Source organism: Shinella yambaruensis, from assembly GCF_022899355.1.
GTDB classification, from domain to species: domain Bacteria; phylum Pseudomonadota; class Alphaproteobacteria; order Rhizobiales; family Rhizobiaceae; genus Shinella; species Shinella yambaruensis.
This window is the reverse complement of the sequence record NZ_JALJCK010000006.1, coordinates 149,895-169,204: the sequence shown is the minus strand read 5'-3', so window position 1 is coordinate 169,204 and position 19,310 is coordinate 149,895. Positions and strand designations below refer to the sequence as shown.

At 65.4% G+C, this 19,310-nt stretch carries 10 protein-coding genes; all 10 read left to right on the top strand.

Translation table 11 applies throughout. From position 1 onward, the window contains the following. Positions 1 to 39 precede the first annotated feature (39 nt). Positions 40 to 3,357: a transglutaminase family protein gene (locus tag MUU56_RS15835; RefSeq protein ID WP_244768259.1), complete on the top strand. Its 3,318-nt coding sequence runs from the start codon at positions 40 to 42 to the stop codon at positions 3,355 to 3,357. Between the two features lie 21 nt (positions 3,358 to 3,378). After that, complete coding sequence (locus MUU56_RS15830; protein WP_280531078.1) at positions 3,379 to 5,775, top strand: circularly permuted type 2 ATP-grasp protein; 2,397 nt, start codon at positions 3,379 to 3,381, stop codon at positions 5,773 to 5,775. A gap of 22 nt (positions 5,776 to 5,797) precedes the next feature. Beyond that, a complete protein-coding gene (locus MUU56_RS15825; RefSeq protein ID WP_244768258.1) occupies positions 5,798 to 6,685 on the top strand; it encodes a transglutaminase family protein in 888 nt (295 codons plus the stop codon). 141 nt (positions 6,686 to 6,826) lie between these two features. After that, complete coding sequence (locus MUU56_RS15820; protein ID WP_244768257.1) at positions 6,827 to 8,038, top strand: vWA domain-containing protein; 1,212 nt, start codon at positions 6,827 to 6,829, stop codon at positions 8,036 to 8,038. A gap of 203 nt (positions 8,039 to 8,241) precedes the next feature. Then, positions 8,242 to 10,701, top strand: coding sequence for a glycogen/starch/alpha-glucan phosphorylase (locus tag MUU56_RS15815; RefSeq protein ID WP_244768256.1), 2,460 nt, complete (start codon positions 8,242 to 8,244; stop codon positions 10,699 to 10,701). Continuing rightward, positions 10,701 to 12,914, top strand: a complete 2,214-nt coding sequence (glgB, locus tag MUU56_RS15810) for a 1,4-alpha-glucan branching protein GlgB (protein WP_244768255.1) — start codon at positions 10,701 to 10,703, stop codon at positions 12,912 to 12,914. The genes MUU56_RS15815 and glgB overlap by 1 nt, the downstream gene beginning before the upstream one ends. 22 nt (positions 12,915 to 12,936) lie before the next feature. Continuing rightward, positions 12,937 to 14,199: a glucose-1-phosphate adenylyltransferase gene (gene glgC / locus MUU56_RS15805; RefSeq protein WP_244768254.1), complete on the top strand. Its 1,263-nt coding sequence runs from the start codon at positions 12,937 to 12,939 to the stop codon at positions 14,197 to 14,199. 8 nt (positions 14,200 to 14,207) lie between these two features. Continuing rightward, positions 14,208 to 15,656, top strand: coding sequence for a glycogen synthase GlgA (glgA, locus tag MUU56_RS15800; RefSeq protein ID WP_244768253.1), 1,449 nt, complete (start codon positions 14,208 to 14,210; stop codon positions 15,654 to 15,656). A gap of 13 nt (positions 15,657 to 15,669) precedes the next feature. Next, complete coding sequence (locus MUU56_RS15795) at positions 15,670 to 17,301, top strand: alpha-D-glucose phosphate-specific phosphoglucomutase (RefSeq protein WP_244768252.1); 1,632 nt, start codon at positions 15,670 to 15,672, stop codon at positions 17,299 to 17,301. Between the two features lie 7 nt (positions 17,302 to 17,308). Beyond that, on the top strand, positions 17,309 to 19,276 hold the full coding sequence (gene glgX, locus MUU56_RS15790) for a glycogen debranching protein GlgX (protein WP_244768251.1): 1,968 nt from the start codon (positions 17,309 to 17,311) through the stop codon (positions 19,274 to 19,276). Positions 19,277 to 19,310: the final 34 nt, after the last annotated feature.

The window sequence follows — 19,310 nt, the reverse complement described above, 5'->3', positions numbered from 1 at the left end:
GGCGGCAGAAGACCGTCACCGAGGGGAACAAGAGAGCGCATGTCGATCAAGGCCGGTATCTACCACCTCACCCATTACAAATACGACAACCCGGTCCGTCTCGGACCCCAGATCATCCGGCTGAAGCCGGCGGCGCATTCCAAGACCAAGGTCATCAGCCATTCGCTGAAGGTCTCGCCGGAAAACCACTTCGTGAACCTCCAGCAGGATCCCTACGGCAACTACCTCGCCCGCTACGTCTTCCCCGATCCGGTCACGGAACTGAAGATCGAGGTCGATCTCGTCGCCGACATGACGGTCTACAATCCGTTCGACTTCTTCGTGGAGGAGGAGGCGGAACACTGGCCCTTCGACTATCCGGAGGACCTGCGGGAAGACCTGAAGATCTACCGAACGCCCGAGCCGATGGGGCCTGCGCTGCAGGCCTTCATGGCGGGCGTCGACCGCTCGCGCCAGCGCACGGTGGACATGGTCGTCGGCCTCAATGCGCGTCTCCAGCAGCAGGTGGGCTACGTCATCCGCATGGAGCCGGGCGTGCAGACGCCGGAGGAGACGCTGACGACCGCAAGGGGCTCCTGCCGCGATTCGAGCTGGCTGCTCGTGCAGATCCTGCGCAATCTCGGCTTTGCCGCCCGCTTCGTCTCCGGCTATCTCATCCAGCTGACCCCGGACCTGAAGGCGCTCGACGGCCCCTCCGGCACCGAGGTCGATTTCACGGACCTGCATGCCTGGTGCGAGGTCTATATTCCCGGCGCCGGCTGGATCGGCCTCGACCCGACCTCGGGCCTTTTGACCGGCGAAAGCCACATCCCCCTTGCCGCGACCCCGCACTACCGCAACGCCGCCCCCATTTCCGGCGGCTATTTCGGCGTGGCGAACACCGAGTTCGACTTCGCCATGACGGTGGATCGCGTCGCCGAGCATCCGCGCATCACCAAACCCTTTTCCGACGAGAGCTGGGAGGCGCTGAACGCGCTCGGCCACGAGGTGGATTCGGTCCTCGCCGCAAACGACGTCCGTCTCACCATGGGCGGCGAGCCGACCTTCGTCTCCATCGACGATTTCGAATCCGACGAATGGAACACCGCCGCCGTCGGCCCGACCAAGCGGGAGAAGGCCGACACCCTCATCCGACGACTGCGGGAGCGCTTCGCCCCCGGCGGCTTCCTGCATTACGGCCAGGGCAAATGGTATCCCGGCGAGAGCCTGCCGCGCTGGACCTTCTCGCTCTACTGGCGGCGCGACGGCAAGCCGATCTGGCAGAACCCGGAGCTGATCGCCGAGGAAGGCAGCGATTCGGGCGTCGGGGAAACCGATGCGAAGGCCGTGCTCACCGGCATCGCCGAGGAGCTCGGCATCGAGCCGGACATGGTGCAGCCGGCCTATGAAGACCCCGCCGAATGGATCATCAAGGAAGGCAATCTTCCCGAAAATGTCGATCCGTCGAACTCGAAGCTCGAAGATCCGGAAGAGCGCAGCCGCATCGCCCGCGTCTTCGAACGCGGCCTCACCGCGCCGACCGGCCATATCCTGCCGGTCCAGGCGTGGAATGCCCGCGCCGGTGACCGGCGCTGGGTCAGCGAAAGATGGCGCACGCGCCGCGGCAAGATCTTTCTCGTACCCGGCGACAGCCCCGTCGGCTACCGCCTGCCGCTCGGCGCCCTGCCCTATCTTTCGCCCTCCAGCTACCCCTACATCAACCCGGCCGACCCTTCCGAGGACAAGCCGCCGCTGCCGGATTATTCCGAACCCGGCCGCACGATGGCCGCGGCCTCGTTCCAGGCAAGCGAGGCCGGGCAGGACCGCATCGAGCAGGTCCGCAGCGAAATCGTCGGCGCGGTGCGCACGGCGATGAGCGTCGAGGCGCGCGACGGCCGGCTCTCGATCTTCATGCCGCCCGTCGAGCGGGTCGAGGACTATCTGGAACTGGTGACCGCCACCGAGCGGGCGGCCGACCGGCTCGGCCTGCCCGTCCATATCGAAGGCTACGCACCGCCGCAGGATGAGCGCCTCAACGTCATCCGCGTCGCGCCCGATCCCGGCGTCATCGAGGTCAACATCCATCCTGCATCCGGCTGGCAGGACTGCGTCGACATCACCAGCGCCGTCTACGAGGAGGCGCGCCAGTCCCGCCTCGGCGCCGACAAGTTCATGATCGACGGCCGCCACACCGGCACCGGCGGCGGCAACCATGTGGTCGTCGGCGGCAGGAACCCGAACGACAGCCCGTTCCTGCGCCGCCCGGACCTCCTGAAGAGCCTCGTGCTGCACTGGCAGCGCCATCCCTCGCTCTCCTACCTATTCTCGGGCCTCTTCATCGGCCCGACCAGCCAGGCCCCGCGCATCGACGAGGCCCGGCACGATTCGCTCTATGAGCTGGAGATCGCGCTCGCGCAGGTGCCCGCGCCCGGCGAGGGCGTTCCCCCGCTGCCCTGGCTCGTCGACCGGTTGTTCCGCAACCTCCTGACCGACGTCACCGGCAACACGCATCGCTCGGAGATCTGCATCGACAAGCTGTTCTCGCCGGACGGACCGACCGGCCGGCTCGGCCTCGTCGAATTCCGCGGCTTCGAAATGCCGCCGAACGCCCGCATGAGCCTTGCCCAGCAATTGCTGATCCGCGCGCTCATCGCCCGGTTCTGGCTGAACCCGGCCAAGGGGAGCTTCGTGCGCTGGGGCACCACGCTGCACGACCGCTTCATGCTGCCGCATTACGTCTGGCAGGATTTTCTCGACGTCATCGCCGACCTCAAGGCGAATGGCTTCGACCTCAGGCCCGAATGGTTTTCCGCCCAGCTCGAATTCCGCTTCCCCTTCTGCGGCGAAGTCGAGTACGAGGGCGCGAACCTTGAGGTGCGCCAGGCGCTGGAACCCTGGCATGTCATGGGCGAGCAGGGCGCGATCGGCGGCACCGTGCGCTATGTCGATTCGTCCGTCGAACGGCTGCAGGTGAAGCTGGAGACCACCAATCCGGAGCGCTACACCGTTGCCTGCAACGGCCGGCCCTTGCCGCTGAAGCAGACCGGCACGAAGGGCGTTTCCGTCGCGGGCGTGCGATACAAGGCCTGGCAGCCGGCCTCGGGCCTGCATCCGGTGCTGCCGGTCAACACACCGCTTACTTTCGACATTTATGATACATGGTCGCGGCGGGCGATCGGGGGATGCATTTACCACGTTGCCCATCCGGGTGGACGCAACTATGACACGTTCCCGGTCAACGGCAACGAGGCCGAGGCGCGCCGGCTGGCGCGGTTCGAGCCCTGGGGGCACAGGACGGGCGGCTATACGCTGTGGCCGGAAACACCGTCGGCGGATTTCCCGCTGACGCTGGATCTGCGCCGGCCGCCCGGCATCTGACCTCCGTTAGGAGTGAATGGATTGAAAACCACGAGTGCGGAGGCGGAACGCAGGACGGCCGAGGCGGCACGCATCTACGCCCCGTTTCCTGGCGTGGCCGACGAGATGGTCGGCACCGAGGGCGTGGTCCGCCCCGTCTGGCGGCATTTCCTGAACGCGCTCGGCCGCATGGACGAGGCCGACCTTGCCGGCCGCTTCGCCCGTGCCGACCGCTACCTGCGCGATGCCGGCGTCTTCTACCGCGCCTATGGCAAGGAGGCGGGCAGCGACCGTGCCTGGCCGCTCTCGCACATTCCGGTGCTGATCGACGAAGCCGAGTGGGAAACCCTCTCGCGCGGCCTCATCCAGCGCGCCGAGCTGCTGGAAGCCGTCGTCGCCGACATCTATGGCAAGAACGAGCTCGTCGCGAACGGCCTGCTGCCTCCCGCGCTTGTCGCCTCCAACAGCGAGTTCCTGCGCCCGCTCGTCGGCGTGCATCCCGCCGGCCGGCATTTCCTGCATTTCGTCTCCTTCGAGATCGGCCGCGGGCCCGACGGCAACTGGTGGGTGCTTTCCGACCGCACGCAGGCCCCCTCCGGCGCCGGCTTCGCGCTGGAGAACCGCGTGGCGACGACCCGCGCCTTCTCCGACGTCTATGCGGAAACCCATGTCCACCGCCTCGCCGGTTTCTTCGGCGCCTTCCGCACCACGCTGCAGGCCAACAAATCGGCCGAGGACCGCATCGCCGTCCTGACGCCGGGCCTTGCCAACGAGACCTATTTCGAACACGCCTACATCGCCCGCTATCTCGGTTTCATGCTGCTGGAGGGCGAGGACCTGACGGTCGTCGGCGGCAGGGTCATGGTGCGCACCGTCGCGGGCCTCAAGCCCATCGGCGTGCTGTGGCGGCGGCTCGACGCCGCCTTCGCCGACCCGCTGGAACTGAACCAGAACTCGCATATCGGCACGCCCGGCATGGTCGAGGCGCTGCGCGCCGGCTCCGTCACCTTCGTCAACGCGCTCGGCGCCGGCATCGTCGAGACCCGTGCCTTCCTCGCCTTCCTGCCGAACATCTGTCGCCAGCTGCTCGGCGAGGACCAGCTCCTGCCGTCCGTCGCCACCTGGTGGTGCGGCCAGAAGGACGAGCGGGAGCACGTCGCGGCCCATATCGAGCGCATGGTCATTGGCCCCGCCTATTCGACCCGCCCCTTCTTCGACGACAACGAACAGTCCGTGCTCGGCTCGACGCTGCGCGACACCGCCAAGCAATCGATTGCCGAGTGGCTGGCGAGCGATGGCGCAAAGCTGGTCGGCCAGGAGGCCGTCACGCTCTCCACCACGCCCGCCTTCGTCGACGGCAAGCTCGTGCCGCGGCCGATGTCGCTGCGCGTCTTTGCCGCCCGCACGCGCGACGGCTGGCAGATCATGCCCGGCGGCTTCGCCCGCATCGGCGCCGGCGACAATGTTGCGGCCATCGCCATGCAGAAAGGCGGCTCGGCCGCCGATGTCTGGATCGTCAGCCAGAAGCCCGTCGAGCGCACCTCGCTGCTGCCCGCCGAAGAGGTCTTCATCCGCAACATGCCCGGCAGCCTGCCGAGCCGCGCGGCCGACAACCTTTTCTGGCTCGGCCGCTACATCGAGCGGGCGGAAGGGGCCTTGCGCATCCTGCGCGCCTGGCACGGCCGCTACGCCGAATATGCCAATCCCGAGCAGCCGCTGCTGAAGGACGTCACCGACTATCTGGAAGCGCTCGACATCGACACGTCGGAGGCCGTGCCGACGAGCCTCATCCGCAACATCGACAGCGCGGTCTTCTCCGCCAGCAATATCCGCGACCGTTTCTCGCCGGATGGCTGGCTGGCGCTGAACGACCTGTCGAAGACAGCCCGCCGTTTCCATGTCAACGTCCAGGCCGGCGACGACGCGACGCGCGCCATGACCGTCCTGTTGCGCAAGCTCGCGGGCTTCGCCGGTCTCGTGCACGAAAACATGTACCGCTTCACCGGCTGGCGTTTCCTCTCCATCGGCCGCTATCTCGAACGCGGCCTGCACATGACGCGCCTGCTCGGCCACATGTCCGGCGAGGATGCGCCCGACGGCGCGCTCGACATGCTGCTGGAGATCGGCGACAGCGTCATGACCCATCGCCGCCGCTACAATGTCGCGACCGCGCGCCTCACCGTCACGGACCTCCTCGCGCTCGACCCGCTCAACCCGCGCTCGATCCTCTACCAGCTGAACGAGATCAAGAACGAAGTCGAGCAGCTGCCGAACGCCTATGCCAACGGCCAGATGTCGCCCTTCTACCGCGAGGCGATGCGGCTGCATGCGGGGCTCGCGGTGATGACGCCGGAAACGATGACGGACGCGGTCTACAAACGCTTCGAGACGGAACTCGAGAAGCTGTCCGACATTCTTGCGCAAACCTATCTGAGCTGAGCGAGGGGGAGGCGCCGAAACCATGCTCTACGACGTCAACCTCCATATCAGCTACCTCTACGACACGCCGGTTTCCGGCGGGCGGCATATCGTGCGCGTGCTGCCGCTGTCGATCGGCGGGCGCCAGCGGCTGATTGCCGGCACGGTCGGCGTCACACCAAGCCCCGGTGAGCGGGTCGACCACACCGACTTCTTCGAAAACCCGATGAGCGCCATCCTCTTCCGCAACGCGCATGAGCGGCTCGACATCCGCATGCAGGCGCGCGTGCATGTCGACATGCCGGAGCCGGCCGCCGACTTCTCCCCGCGCGTCGCGGACCTGCCGGAGGATATCGCGAACTACTGGTCGCTCGATGCCGGCTCGCCGCACCACTATACGGGGCCGAGCCCGCGGCTGAAAGACTGCCCTGAAATCGCCGAATACGCCCGGTCCATCGTCAAGCCAGACATGACGATCCGGGCCATCGCGACGGCCATCTGCGCGCGCATCCACAAGGACTTCACCTACGACCCGAAGGCCACCAATGTCGACACGACCCCGCGCGAGGCCTTCAAGCTGAAACGCGGCGTCTGCCAGGATTTCAGCCATGTGATGATCGTGGCGCTGCGCAGCCTCGGCATCCCCGCCGGCTATGTCAGCGGGTTCCTTCGCACCATTCCGCCGCCGGGCAAGGAGCGGCTGGAGGGGGCGGACGCGATGCATGCCTGGGTGCGCTACTGGTGCGGCCGGGTGAACGGCTGGATGGAACTCGACCCGACCAACAACATCCCCGCCGGCACCGACCATATCGTCGTCGCCTGTGGCCGCGACTATGCCGACGTCGCCCCCGTCATCGGCGTCCTGAAGGGCTACGGCCAGCACAAGACGAACCAGGCCGTCGACGTCATCCCGGTGCGCCAGACGGCATGAAATCCCGTTTGGAAACAGCCGGAAAGGCCGGATTTTCAGGGTCCGCGCAATTTTACGAAAACTATACCACGCGCCCGAACCGTTAAATAACACTTCGCTGCTAGCGTCGCCCCACATTATGAAGATGGTGGGTGAACTCTCATGACGAAGAACACGGAAAGAAAGACCTGGATCTCCCGCCTCCGGCGTGACCGCGGCGGCAATTTCGGCATGATGACGGCGCTCGTCTTCCCGGTCATGCTGGCAGCCGGCGGTGTCGCCATGGACCTGACCAGCATGGTGCTGGCGAAGGCCGAACTGCAGGACGCGACCGATGCGGCCGCACTTGCCGCCGCCTCCGCCATGGCCAATGACGGCATGCTGGCCTCGGACGCCAAGCTCCTGGCCTTGTCGTTCATCAAAACGCAAATGGCGGGCGGCGCCGCCGTGGACGGTAGCGAAAAGGATCCGTCCGGGGACGATGACGCTGCCGATATCGGCGCCAACAGCGAAGTGCTCATAACCGAAGAAGCGACAGCGGGAACCGGCAAGTCCTTCAAGATCGAAGTGACGTCCAGCCGAAAGATTTACTTCACGCCCTTTACCCGGCTGCTCGGCCAGGAATCAGCGACGCTGACGACAAAGAGCTTCGCCGAGAGCGCGACCGAATCCAAGAACGCGCTTTCGATGTATCTCGTCCTGGATAAATCCGGCTCGATGCTCGCGAACACCACGGAGAAGAACACCTCCGTCAACAGCTGCTATCAATATGACGACACTGGACGGCTGATAAAGAACAACCCGATCAGCCCCTGCTACATCAAGAAGATCGAGGCATTGAAGCTGGCGGCGGCAAGTCTCTTCACCCAGCTCAATGCTGCCGACCCGAGTACGAAGTTCGTGCGAACAGGAACGGTGTCGTACAATATTGAAATGTCGACGGCCTACAACCTCGCTTGGGGTACGACGGCATCGCTCACCCAGGTCAACGCCCTCTCCGCCGGCGGCGGGACGAGTTCCAGCGACGCCATGGCCGCAGCCTACAACAAGCTCAACGCATCGACTGAAAACACCGAGCACAAGAAGAAAAACGGCCAGGTACCGACCAAGTACATCATCCTGATGACGGACGGTAACAACAACTACACCGCCGATGACACCACGACGAAGCAAACCTGCACCAAGGCGAAAGCCGCCGGAATGGTCGTTTATGGCGTGGCCTTCATGGCGCCGACCCGCGGCCAGCAGCTGCTGCAGGCCTGCGTGAGCTCGCCGGAGAACTACTTCGCCGCAGAGCGCATGGACGAGCTGGTCGCTGCGTTCAAGGCCATCGGCGAACGCGCATCGGCAGTTGTGTCCCGCTTGACCCGTTAAGCACAAAAGCCCTCCCGACAACGAACCCGCTGTGCCGGCACAGCGGGTTTTTTAGCATATTCAACGTGTTTCAGGCATGTCGAAAATGCATGCGGCCCTTCTTGAAAAGCATGTTGCAAGCGCTTCGGATAGATGCATAAATTGATTTAAACGCGACTTTCGCGAGAATAGACGCACAGAATGCGAGGGGGCAAAGTTCGCCGATGATGAACCGGGTTACCAACAACGATCTCGCCCCGGCCCTCCGATCGTCGGATCGCGAACAGCTCGCGACGGAACTCCTGGAGCGCCTCAAATACCGTATCGGCAAGGACCCGAAAGTCGCCAAGCCGCATGACTGGCTGACGGCGGCCATCCTTGTGGCGCGTGACCGCATCACCGACAAGTGGATGGATTCCACCCGCCGGACCTATTCGACGGGTGCGAAGCGGGTCTACTACCTCTCGCTCGAATTCCTCATCGGCCGCCTGATGCGCGACGCCATGACGAATATCGGTATCATGGACGAGATGCGCCACGCGCTCGCCTCGCTCGGCGTCGATCTCGACATCATCGCCGAGCTGGAGCCCGATGCTGCCCTCGGCAATGGCGGCCTCGGGCGCCTTGCCGCCTGTTTCATGGAGAGCATGGCGACCGTCGACGTGCCGGCCTATGGCTACGGCATCCGCTACGTGCACGGTCTCTTCCGCCAGCAGATGGCGGACGGCTGGCAGGTGGAGCTGCCGGAAACCTGGCTCGCCCACGGCAATCCCTGGGAATTCGAGCGGCGCGAGAGCTCCTACGAGATCGGCTTCGGTGGCTCCGTCGAGACGATCAATATCGGCGAGGACAAGCAGCGCTTCGTCTGGAAGCCGGCCGAGCGCGTCATCGCGACGGCCTACGACACGCCGGCCGTCGGCTGGCGGGCCAAGCGTGTCAACACGCTGCGCCTGTGGGCCGCCAACCCGATCGATCCGATCCTGCTCGACGCCTTCAATGCCGGCGACCATATCGGCGCGCTGCGCGAGAGCAACAAGGCGGAAAGCCTGACGCGCGTCCTCTACCCGGCCGACGCCACCTCCGCCGGCCAGGAGCTTCGCCTCAGGCAGGAGTTCTTCTTCTGCTCCGCCTCGCTGCAGGACATCCTGCGTCGTCATCTCCAGCAATATCCGGATTTCTCCTCGCTGCCGGATGCCGTGGCGATCCAGCTCAACGATACGCATCCGGCCATTTCCGTCGCCGAACTGGTGCGCCTGCTCACCGACGTGCACGGCATCGCGTTCGACGTCGCCTGGGACATCGCCCACCGCACCTTCTCCTACACCAACCACACGCTGCTGCCGGAAGCGCTGGAAAGCTGGCCCGTGCCTCTGCTCGAGCGGCTGCTGCCGCGCCACATGCAGATCGTCTACGCGATCAACGCCAAGATTCTCGTCGAGGCGCGCAAGGAGAAGGGTTTCGAGGACCAGCGCATCCGCAACATCTCGCTGATCGAGGAATCGGGCGAGCGGCGCGTGCGCATGGGCAACCTCGCCTTCGTCGGCTCGCACTCGATCAACGGCGTCTCGGCGCTGCATACCGAATTGATGAAGGAAACGGTCTTCGCCGACCTGCACAATCTCTATCCGGACCGCATCAACAACAAGACCAACGGCATTACGCCGCGCCGCTGGCTAATGCAGTGCAATCCGGGTCTCTTCAACCTGATCCGCGAAGCGATCGGCGATGCCTTCATGGACGACGCCGAAGCGCTGAAGGCACTCGACGCCTTCGCCGACAACCGGGATTTCCAGGAGCGTTTCGCAGCGATCAAGCGGGAGAACAAGAACCGCCTCGCCAATCTCGTCGGCAGCCGCATGGGCGTCAGGATCGACCCCGCCGCGATGTTCGACATCCAGATCAAGCGCATCCACGAATACAAGCGCCAGCTTCTCAATATCATCGAGGCCGTGGCGCTCTACGACCAGATCCGCTCGCATCCCGAACTCGACTGGGTCCCCCGCGTAAAACTCTTCGCGGGCAAGGCGGCGCCGAGCTACCACAATGCCAAGCTGATCATCAAGCTCGCCAACGACGTGGCGAAGGTGATCAACAACGACCCGGCCGTGCGCGGCCTGCTCAAGGTCGTCTTCGTGCCGAACTACAATGTCTCGCTCGCCGAGATCATGGTGCCGGCCGCCGACCTCTCGGAACAGATTTCCACCGCCGGCATGGAAGCGTCCGGAACCGGCAACATGAAGTTCGCGTTGAACGGGGCGCTGACGATCGGCACGCTCGACGGGGCCAATGTCGAGATGCGCGACCATGTGGGCGAGGAGAACATCGTGATCTTCGGCATGACGGCGGAGGAAGTGGCGAAGGTCAGGGCCGAGGGGCACAATCCGCGCGCCATCATCGAGCAGTCGAAGGAGCTGTCGCAGGCGCTCGCCGCGATCTCCTCGGGCGTCTTCTCGCCCGATGACCGCAACCGTTTCGCCGGTCTCGTCGACGGTCTCTACAATCACGACTGGTTCATGGTGGCGGCCGATTTCGACGCCTATGCCAAGGCCCAGCGCGATGTCGACGCCATCTGGACCGACAAGGCATCCTGGTACTCCAAGACCATCCGCAACACGGCCCGCATGGGCTGGTTCTCGTCCGACCGCACCATCCGCCAATACGCCAAGGAAATCTGGAGAGCTTGATGACCGCATCGCCAAAAACAGGCACGACGGGTGGGCCGTCAGAGCTTCTGGCGAAGGCGGACATCGACGCGATCTTGGAGAGCCGGCACTGGGACCCGTTCGCCGTGCTCGGCCTGCATGCGGCCGGCGGGGGCTATGTCGCCCGCTGCTTCCTGCCCGGCGCGGCTGAGGTGACCGCCGAGACGCTCTCCGGCAAGGAGATCGGCGAGCTGACGCAGGTCGATCCGGCCGGCATCTTCGCCGGCGAGGTCTCCGTCAAGAAGCTCCAGCCGATCCGCTACCGCGCCAGAAATGTCGGCGGCGAGTGGGTGGTGATCGACCCCTATTCCTTCGGCCCGGTGCTCGGCCCGATGGACGACTACTACATCCGCGAGGGTTCGCACCTTCGCCTCTTCGACAAGCTCGGCGCCCATCCGATGACGCTCGACGGCATCGAGGGGTTCCACTTCGCCGTCTGGGCGCCGAATGCCAAGCGGGTCTCCATCGTCGGCAATTTCAACAACTGGGACGGCCGGCTGAATGCGATGCGGCTGCGCCGCGACACCGGCATCTGGGAAATCTTCCTGCCCGGCATCACCATCGGCCACGCCTACAAATACGAGATCGTCGGCATCAACGGCGAGGTCCTGCCGCTGAAGGCCGACCCCTTTGCCCGCCGCTCGGAGCTGCGCCCCGCCAACGCCTCCATGACGACAGGGCCGATCGACCAGACCTGGGAAGACGCGGCGCACCTTGCGCACTGGGCCGCAGCCGACGCCCGCCGCCAGCCGATCTCGATCTACGAGGTGCATGCCGGCTCCTGGCAGAAGAACGACAATGGCGACTTCCTCACCTGGGACGAGCTGGCGAGCCGTCTGATCCCCTATTGCGTCGACATGGGCTTCACCCATATCGAGTTCCTGCCGATCACCGAATACCCCTTCGACCCCTCCTGGGGCTACCAGACGACCGGCCTCTATTCGCCGACCGCCCGCTTCGGCGAGCCGGAAGGTTTTGCCCGCTTCGTCAACGGCTGCCACAAGGTGGGCATCGGCGTCATCCTCGACTGGGTGCCGGCGCATTTTCCGACCGATGCGCACGGCCTGCGCCATTTCGACGGCACCGCGCTCTACGAGCACGAGGATCCGCGGCAAGGCTTTCACCCGGACTGGAACACCGCGATCTACAATTTCGGCCGCGCCGAGGTTCTGGCCTACCTCATCAACAACGCGCTCTACTGGGCGGAGAAGTTCCATCTCGACGGCCTGCGCGTCGACGCGGTCGCCTCGATGCTCTATCTCGACTATTCGCGCAAGCACGGCGAGTGGGTGCCGAACGAATATGGCGGCAACGAGAACCTGGAGGCCGTGCGCTTCCTGCAGTCGATGAACAGCCATGTCTATGCCGCCCATCCCGGCATCCTGACCATCGCGGAGGAATCGACCTCCTGGCCGAAGGTTTCGGCGCCGGTGCACGACGGCGGTCTCGGCTTCGGCTTCAAGTGGAACATGGGCTTCATGCACGACACGCTGCAGTACCTGTCGCGCGAGCCGGTGCACCGCAAGTTCCACCACAACGACATGACCTTCGGCCTCATCTATGCCTTCACGGAGAACTTCGTTCTGCCGCTCAGCCATGACGAGGTCGTGCACGGCAAGGGCTCGCTGATCGCCAAGATGGCGGGCGACGACTGGCAGAAATTCGCGAACCTGCGCGCCTATTACGGCTTCATGTGGGGCTATCCCGGCAAGAAGCTGCTCTTCATGGGCCAGGAATTCGCGCAATGGCAGGAATGGAGCGAGGCGCGCGCCCTCGACTGGAACCTGCTCGAATATCCGCTGCACGAGGGCATGCGCCGGCTGGTGCGGGATCTCAACGGCACCTACCGCCGCAAGGCGGCGCTGCATGCGCGCGACTGCGAGGGCGACGGCTTCGAATGGCTGATCGCCGACGACCGGGAGAATTCCGTTTTCGCCTGGCTGCGCAAGGCACCGGGCGAGAAGCCGATCGCCGTCGTCACCAACTTCACCCCCGTCTACCGCGAGAACTACGGGGTCCCGCTGCCGGTGGAGGGCCGCTGGCGGGAAATCCTCAACACCGACGCCGAGATCTACGGCGGCAGCGGCAAAGGCAATGGCGGCGCGGTGCAGGCCAAGAAAACCGCAAATGGAAGAATAGCAGCCACGATCACCCTGCCGCCCCTGGCGACGCTGATGCTCGAGCTGGACGCATAATTTCGACTGTCGGGAGGACACTATGGAGCAAAAGCGGATTCAACCCCTCGCCCGTGACGCGATGGCCTATGTTCTGGCGGGGGGCCGCGGCAGCCGCCTCAAGGAACTGACCGACCGGCGCGCCAAGCCCGCCGTCTATTTCGGCGGCAAGGCGCGCATCATCGATTTCGCCCTCTCCAATGCGCTGAATTCCGGCATCCGCCGCATCGGCGTCGCCACCCAGTACAAGGCGCATTCGCTGATCCGCCACCTGCAGCGCGGCTGGAACTTCTTCCGGCCCGAGCGCAACGAGAGCTTCGACATCCTGCCCGCCAGCCAGCGCGTGTCCGAAACGCAGTGGTACGAGGGCACCGCCGACGCCGTCTACCAGAACATCGACATCATCGAGGACTACGGCGTCGAATACATGGTCATCCTCGCCGGCGACCATATCTACAAGATGGACTACGAGCTGATGCTCCAGCAGCACGTCGATTCCGGCGCGCAGGTCACCATCGGCTGCCTGGAAGTGCCGCGTATGGAGGCGACCGGCTTCGGCGTCATGCATGTCGACGACAAGGACCAGATCATCGCCTTCGTGGAAAAGCCGGCCGATCCGCCGGCCATTCCCGGCAATCCCGACATGGCGCTCGCCTCCATGGGCATCTATGTCTTCCACACCAAGTTCCTGATGGACCTCCTGCGCCGCGACGCCGCCGACCCGACGTCGAGCCGCGACTTCGGCAAGGACATCATCCCCTATATCGTCGAGCACGGCAAAGCCGTCGCCCATCGCTTCACCGCCTCCTGCGTGCGTTCGGATTTCGAGCGCGAGGCCTACTGGCGCGACGTCGGCACGGTCGATGCCTATTGGCAGGCCAATATCGACCTCACCGACATCACCCCGGAACTCGACATCTACGACGGGTCCTGGCCGATCTGGACCTTCGCCGAGATCAAGCCGCCGGCAAAGTTCGTGCATGACGACGAGAACCGCCGCGGCTCGGCGATCTCCTCGCTCGTCTCGGGCGATTGCATCATTTCCGGCTCGACGCTGCACCGCAGCCTTCTTTTCACCGGCGTGCGCGCCAACTCCTATTCCCGCCTCGAAGGCGCCGTCGTGCTGCCCAACGTCCTGATCGGCCGCCATGCGAACCTCCGGAACGTCGTCATCGACCGGGGCGTCGTCATTCCGGAAGGCCTCGTCGTCGGCGAGGATCCGGTACTCGATGCCAAGCGCTTCCGCCGGTCGGAGGGCGGCGTCTGCCTCATCACCCAACCCATGATCGACAAGCTGGAGCTCTAGTCGTCCTCATGAACATCCTTTCGGTGGCATCCGAAGTATTCCCGCTGATCAAGACGGGAGGCCTCGCCGACGTCGCCGGCGCATTGCCGATCGCACTCGCCGGGCATGGAATGCACATGCGCACGCTCATGCCCGGTTATCCCGCGGTCATGCAGCGGCTGGGAAGCGTCGAGGTGGTTGCCACCTTCGACGACCTTCTCGGCGAACCCGCACGCATCCTCGCCACCCGGCACGAGGGCCTCGACATCCTCGTGCTCGATGCGCCCGGCTTCTTCGACCGGCCGGGCGGGCCCTATACGGATGCCACGGGCAAGGATTTCATCGACAACTGGCAGCGCTTTGCCGCGCTGTCCTTCGCGGGCGCCGAAATCGCCCGCGGCCTGCTGGCGGACTGGCGGCCGGACATCGTGCATGTCCATGACTGGCAGGCGGCGATGACCGCGGTCTACATGCGCTATACCGGCCTGCAGCACATTCCCACCGTGGTCACCGTGCACAACCTCGCCTTCCAGGGCCAGTTCGGTGCCGACATCTTCCCGGCCCTCGGCCTGCCGCCGGAAGCCTTCACCGTCGACGGGCTCGAATATTACGGCGACGTCGGCTTCCTCAAAGGGGGACTGCGCACCGCCTGGTCGATCACCACGGTCAGCCCCACCTATGCGCACGAGATCATGACAGCGGACTACGGCATGGGTCTCGAGGGCCTGATCAATGCCCGCGCCAGCGACCTCGTCGGCATCGTCAACGGCATCGACACCGCCGTCTGGAACCCCGAGGCCGACACGAACATCGCCCGCCCCTATGCCGCCGGCTCGCTGAAGCAGCGCGCGGTCAACCGGCGGGCGCTCGCCGAGCGCTTCAATCTCGAACAGGACGACGGCCCGGTCTTCTGCGTCATCAGCCGCCTCACCTGGCAGAAGGGCATCGACCTCATCGCCGAGGTCGCCGACTGGATCGTCGACCAGGGCGGCAAGCTCGCCGTGCTCGGCTCCGGCGACCAGGGCCTGGAAGGCGCGCTGCTCGCCGCGGCCTCCCGCCATCGCGGCCGCATCGGCATCGTCATCGGCTACAACGAGCCGCTGTCGCATCTCATGCAGGCCGGCGCCGACGCCATCCTCATCCCTTCCCGCTTCGAGCCCTGCGGCCTCACCCAGCTCTATGGCCTGCGCTACGGCTGCATCCCCATCGTCGCGCGCACCGGCGGCCTCGCAGATACCGTCATCGACGCCAACGAGGCCGCCCTTTCCGCCCGCGTCGCCACGGGCTTCCAGTTCACGCCGATCAATGCCGAGGGCCTGCGCCAGGCGCTGCGCCGCGTCTTCAAGGCCTGGCGCGAGCCGAAAATCTGGGCCCGCATCCAGAACCAAGGCATGAAGTCGGACGTTTCCTGGGAAAACAGCGCCGCGCGCTATGCCGACCTCTATTCCAGCCTGCTTTCGCGAGCCAACCCTTCCTGACGAGTATGAGCCGATGACCATCAAGACCGTATCGACCACGCCCTATTCCGACCAGAAACCCGGCACCTCGGGCCTGCGCAAGAAGGTCCCCGTCTTCCAGCAGACGAACTATGCGGAGAACTTCATCCAGTCGATCTTCGATTCCCTGGAGGGGTTTGCCGGCGAGACCCTGGTGATCGGCGGTGACGGCCGCTACTACAACCGCGAGGTCATCCAGCTCGCCATCAAGATGGCGGCGGCCAATGGCTTCGGCCGCGTGCTCGTCGGCCGTGGCGGCATCCTTTCGACGCCCGCCGCCTCCAACGTCATCCGCAAGTACAAGGCCTTCGGCGGCATCGTGCTGTCGGCCAGCCACAATCCCGGCGGCCCGACCGAGGACTTCGGCATCAAGTACAATATCGGCAATGGCGGCCCGGCGCCCGAAAAGATCACCGATGCGATCTTCGCCCGCACGAAATCCATCGACAGCTACAAGATCGTCGACGTCGCGGACGTGAACCTCGATCTTGAAGGCACGCACGAGATCGAGGGCATGACCATCACCGTCATCGATCCCGTCTCCGACTATGCCGAGCTGATGGAGCAGCTCTTCGACTTCGCCGCCATCCGCGCCCTGCTTTCCGGCGGTTTCCGCATCGTCTTCGACGCGATGAGCGCCGTCACCGGCCCCTATGCCAAGGAGATCCTGGAAAACCGCCTCGGCGCCACCAAGGGCTCGGTGCTGAACTTCATGCCGCTGCCGGATTTCGGCGGCCACCATCCGGACCCCAATCTCGTGCACGCCCGCGCCCTCTACGAGACGATGATGGCCGACGACGCGCCGGATTTCGGCGCGGCCTCCGACGGCGACGGCGACCGCAACCTCATCATCGGCAAGGGCATCTTCGTCACCCCCTCCGACAGCCTCGCGCTGCTCGCCGCCAATGCCCATCTCGCCCCCGGCTATGCCAAGGGCCTTGCCGGCATCGCCCGCTCCATGCCGACCTCCGGCGCGGCCGACCGCGTCGCGGAAAAGCTCGGCATCGGCATCTACGAGACGCCGACCGGCTGGAAGTTCTTCGGCAACCTGCTCGACGCCGGCCTTGCGACGATCTGCGGCGAGGAAAGCGCCGGCACCGGCTCCAACCATGTGCGCGAGAAGGACGGCCTCTGGGCCGTGCTGCTCTGGCTCAACATCCTCGCCGTGCGCAAGGAGAGCGTTCTCGACATCGTGAAGCAGCACTGGGCGACCTATGGGCGCAACTACTATTCCCGCCACGACTACGAGGAAGTCGACACCGAGGCCGCCAACGGCCTCATGGCGAACCTTCGCGACCAGCTCGCTACGCTGCCCGGCAAGACCTTCGGGGCCCTCACCGTCGCGACGGCCGACGATTTCGCCTACAACGACCCGGTCGACCAGTCCGTCAGCAAGAACCAGGGCATCCGCATCCTCTTCGAAGGCGGCTCGCGCGTCGTCTTCCGCCTCTCCGGCACCGGCACGTCGGGCGCGACGCTGCGCGTCTATATCGAGCGCTTCGAACCCGACGCCGCGCGCCACGACATCGACACGCAGGAGGCCCTTGCCGACCTTATCGCCGTTGCCGACACGATCGCCGGCATCAGGAGCCGTACCGGCCGCGATGCGCCGACCGTGATCACCTGAGATGGCGATGACCGCTCCCTCCTTCGCGCCGGGCGCCACGCTCTCCGGGGACGGGGTGGAGTTCGCGGTCTATTCGCACGACGCCGCCCGCGTCGAGCTTTGCCTGTTCGACAATGACGGCGACAGGGAGCTCGCCCGCCTGGCCATGGGACGGGACGAGAACGGCTTCCACCGCGTCTTCGTGGAAGGCGCGACCGCCGGCACGCGCTACGGCTTTCGCGCCGATGGCCTCTATTCGCCCGACCACGGCCTGTGGTTCGACCCGTCGAAACTGCTCGTCGACCCCTATGCCAGGGAGATCGACCGCCGCTTCGTCCATGACGGCCGGCTCGCCCGCTTCGGCGTCGAGACGGCGCAGATCGTGCCGAAGGCCATCGTCACGCGCGACCGGCCCGTCAGCGTGGCGCCGCCGCTCTTCCGCCCCGGCGGCTTCATCTACGAAATCGCGGTACGGGCCTTCACCATGCTGCACCCCGACGTGCCGGAGAGGATGCGCGGCACCGTGGGCGCGCTCGCCCATCCCGCCGTGCTCGCCCATCTCAAGCGGCTCGGCGTCGACGCCGTCGAACTGATGCCGATCACCGCCTGGATCGACGAACGCCACCTGCCGCCGCTCGGCCTTTCCAACAGTTGGGGCTACAACCCGATCGCCCTGATGGCGCTCGACCCGTGCCTCGTGCCCGGCGGCATGCGGGAGCTCGCCGACACGGTCGCGGCGCTTCGCGCCGAAAACATCGGCGTCATCCTCGATCTCGTCTTCAACCATTCCGGCGAGAGCGACCGCCATGGCGCCACGCTTTCCATGCGCGGCCTCGACAATCTCACCTACTACCGCCATGTGGAAGGCCGCCCCGGCGAACTGATCAACGACACCGGCTGCGGCAACACCATTGCCGGCGAGCACCCGGTCGTGCGCCAGCTCGTGCTCGACAGCCTGCGCCATTTCGTACGCCATGCCGGCGTCGATGGTTTCCGCTTCGACCTCGCAACGATCCTCGGGCGCGAGGCGGACGGCTTTTCCGCCCATGCCGCACTGCTCTCCGATATCTGCGCCGACCCGCTCCTGAAGGACCGCGTGCTGATCGCCGAACCCTGGGACATCGGCCCCGGCGGCTACCAGCTCGGCAATTTCCCGGCGCCGTTCCTCGAATGGAACGACCGCTACCGCGACGACACCCGCATGTTCTGGCGCGGCGACAGCCATCGGCTGGGATCCTTCGTCACCGCCTTTGCCGGCTCCTCGGACATTTTCTCCCGCCATGGCGGCGACATGACGCGCTCGGTCAATTTCCTCGCCGCCCATGACGGCTTCACCCTGATGGACCTCGTCTCGCATGCGGTGAAGCACAACGAGGCGAACGGCGAGGACAACCGCGACGGCCACAACGAGAACCACTCCTGGAACAACGGCGCCGAGGGCGAGACGACGGACGGCGCGGTGCTTTCCGCCCGCCGGGCGGACACGAAGGCGCTGCTGGCCAGCCTCTTCCTGTCGCGGGGCACGATCATGCTGACGGCGGGCGACGAGGGCGGACGCAGCCAGGAGGGCAACAACAACGCCTATTGCCAGGACAACGCCATCACCTGGATGCATTGGGACAAGCTGGACGAAGGGCTGATCGAACACACCGCCATGCTCTCGGCGATCCGCAAGCGCTTTCCCGCGCTCGGCGAAACGACCTTCCTCAGCGGCGCCGGCGATGTCGAATGGCTGACGCTCGCGGGCGTGCCGATGACGGCCGGCGACTGGGAAGCGCCGTTCGCCGGAACCCTGCTTGCCATCCTCAAGACGCCCGATCTACAGCAGCAGCGGATCGTTCATCTCGCGATCGCCATCAACCGGACGCACGGCGAGCAGGCGCTCGCCCTGCCGCCGCCGGAGGGGCGCGGCTGGACGAGCCTGCTTTCCGCCAACCGTCCCGCGACCAGCCTTCTTCATCCGCGCAGCGTCGAGATTTTTGTCGAAAAGCATTGATCTTCACAGCCCGGACAAACCGGGTCTTTAAGGA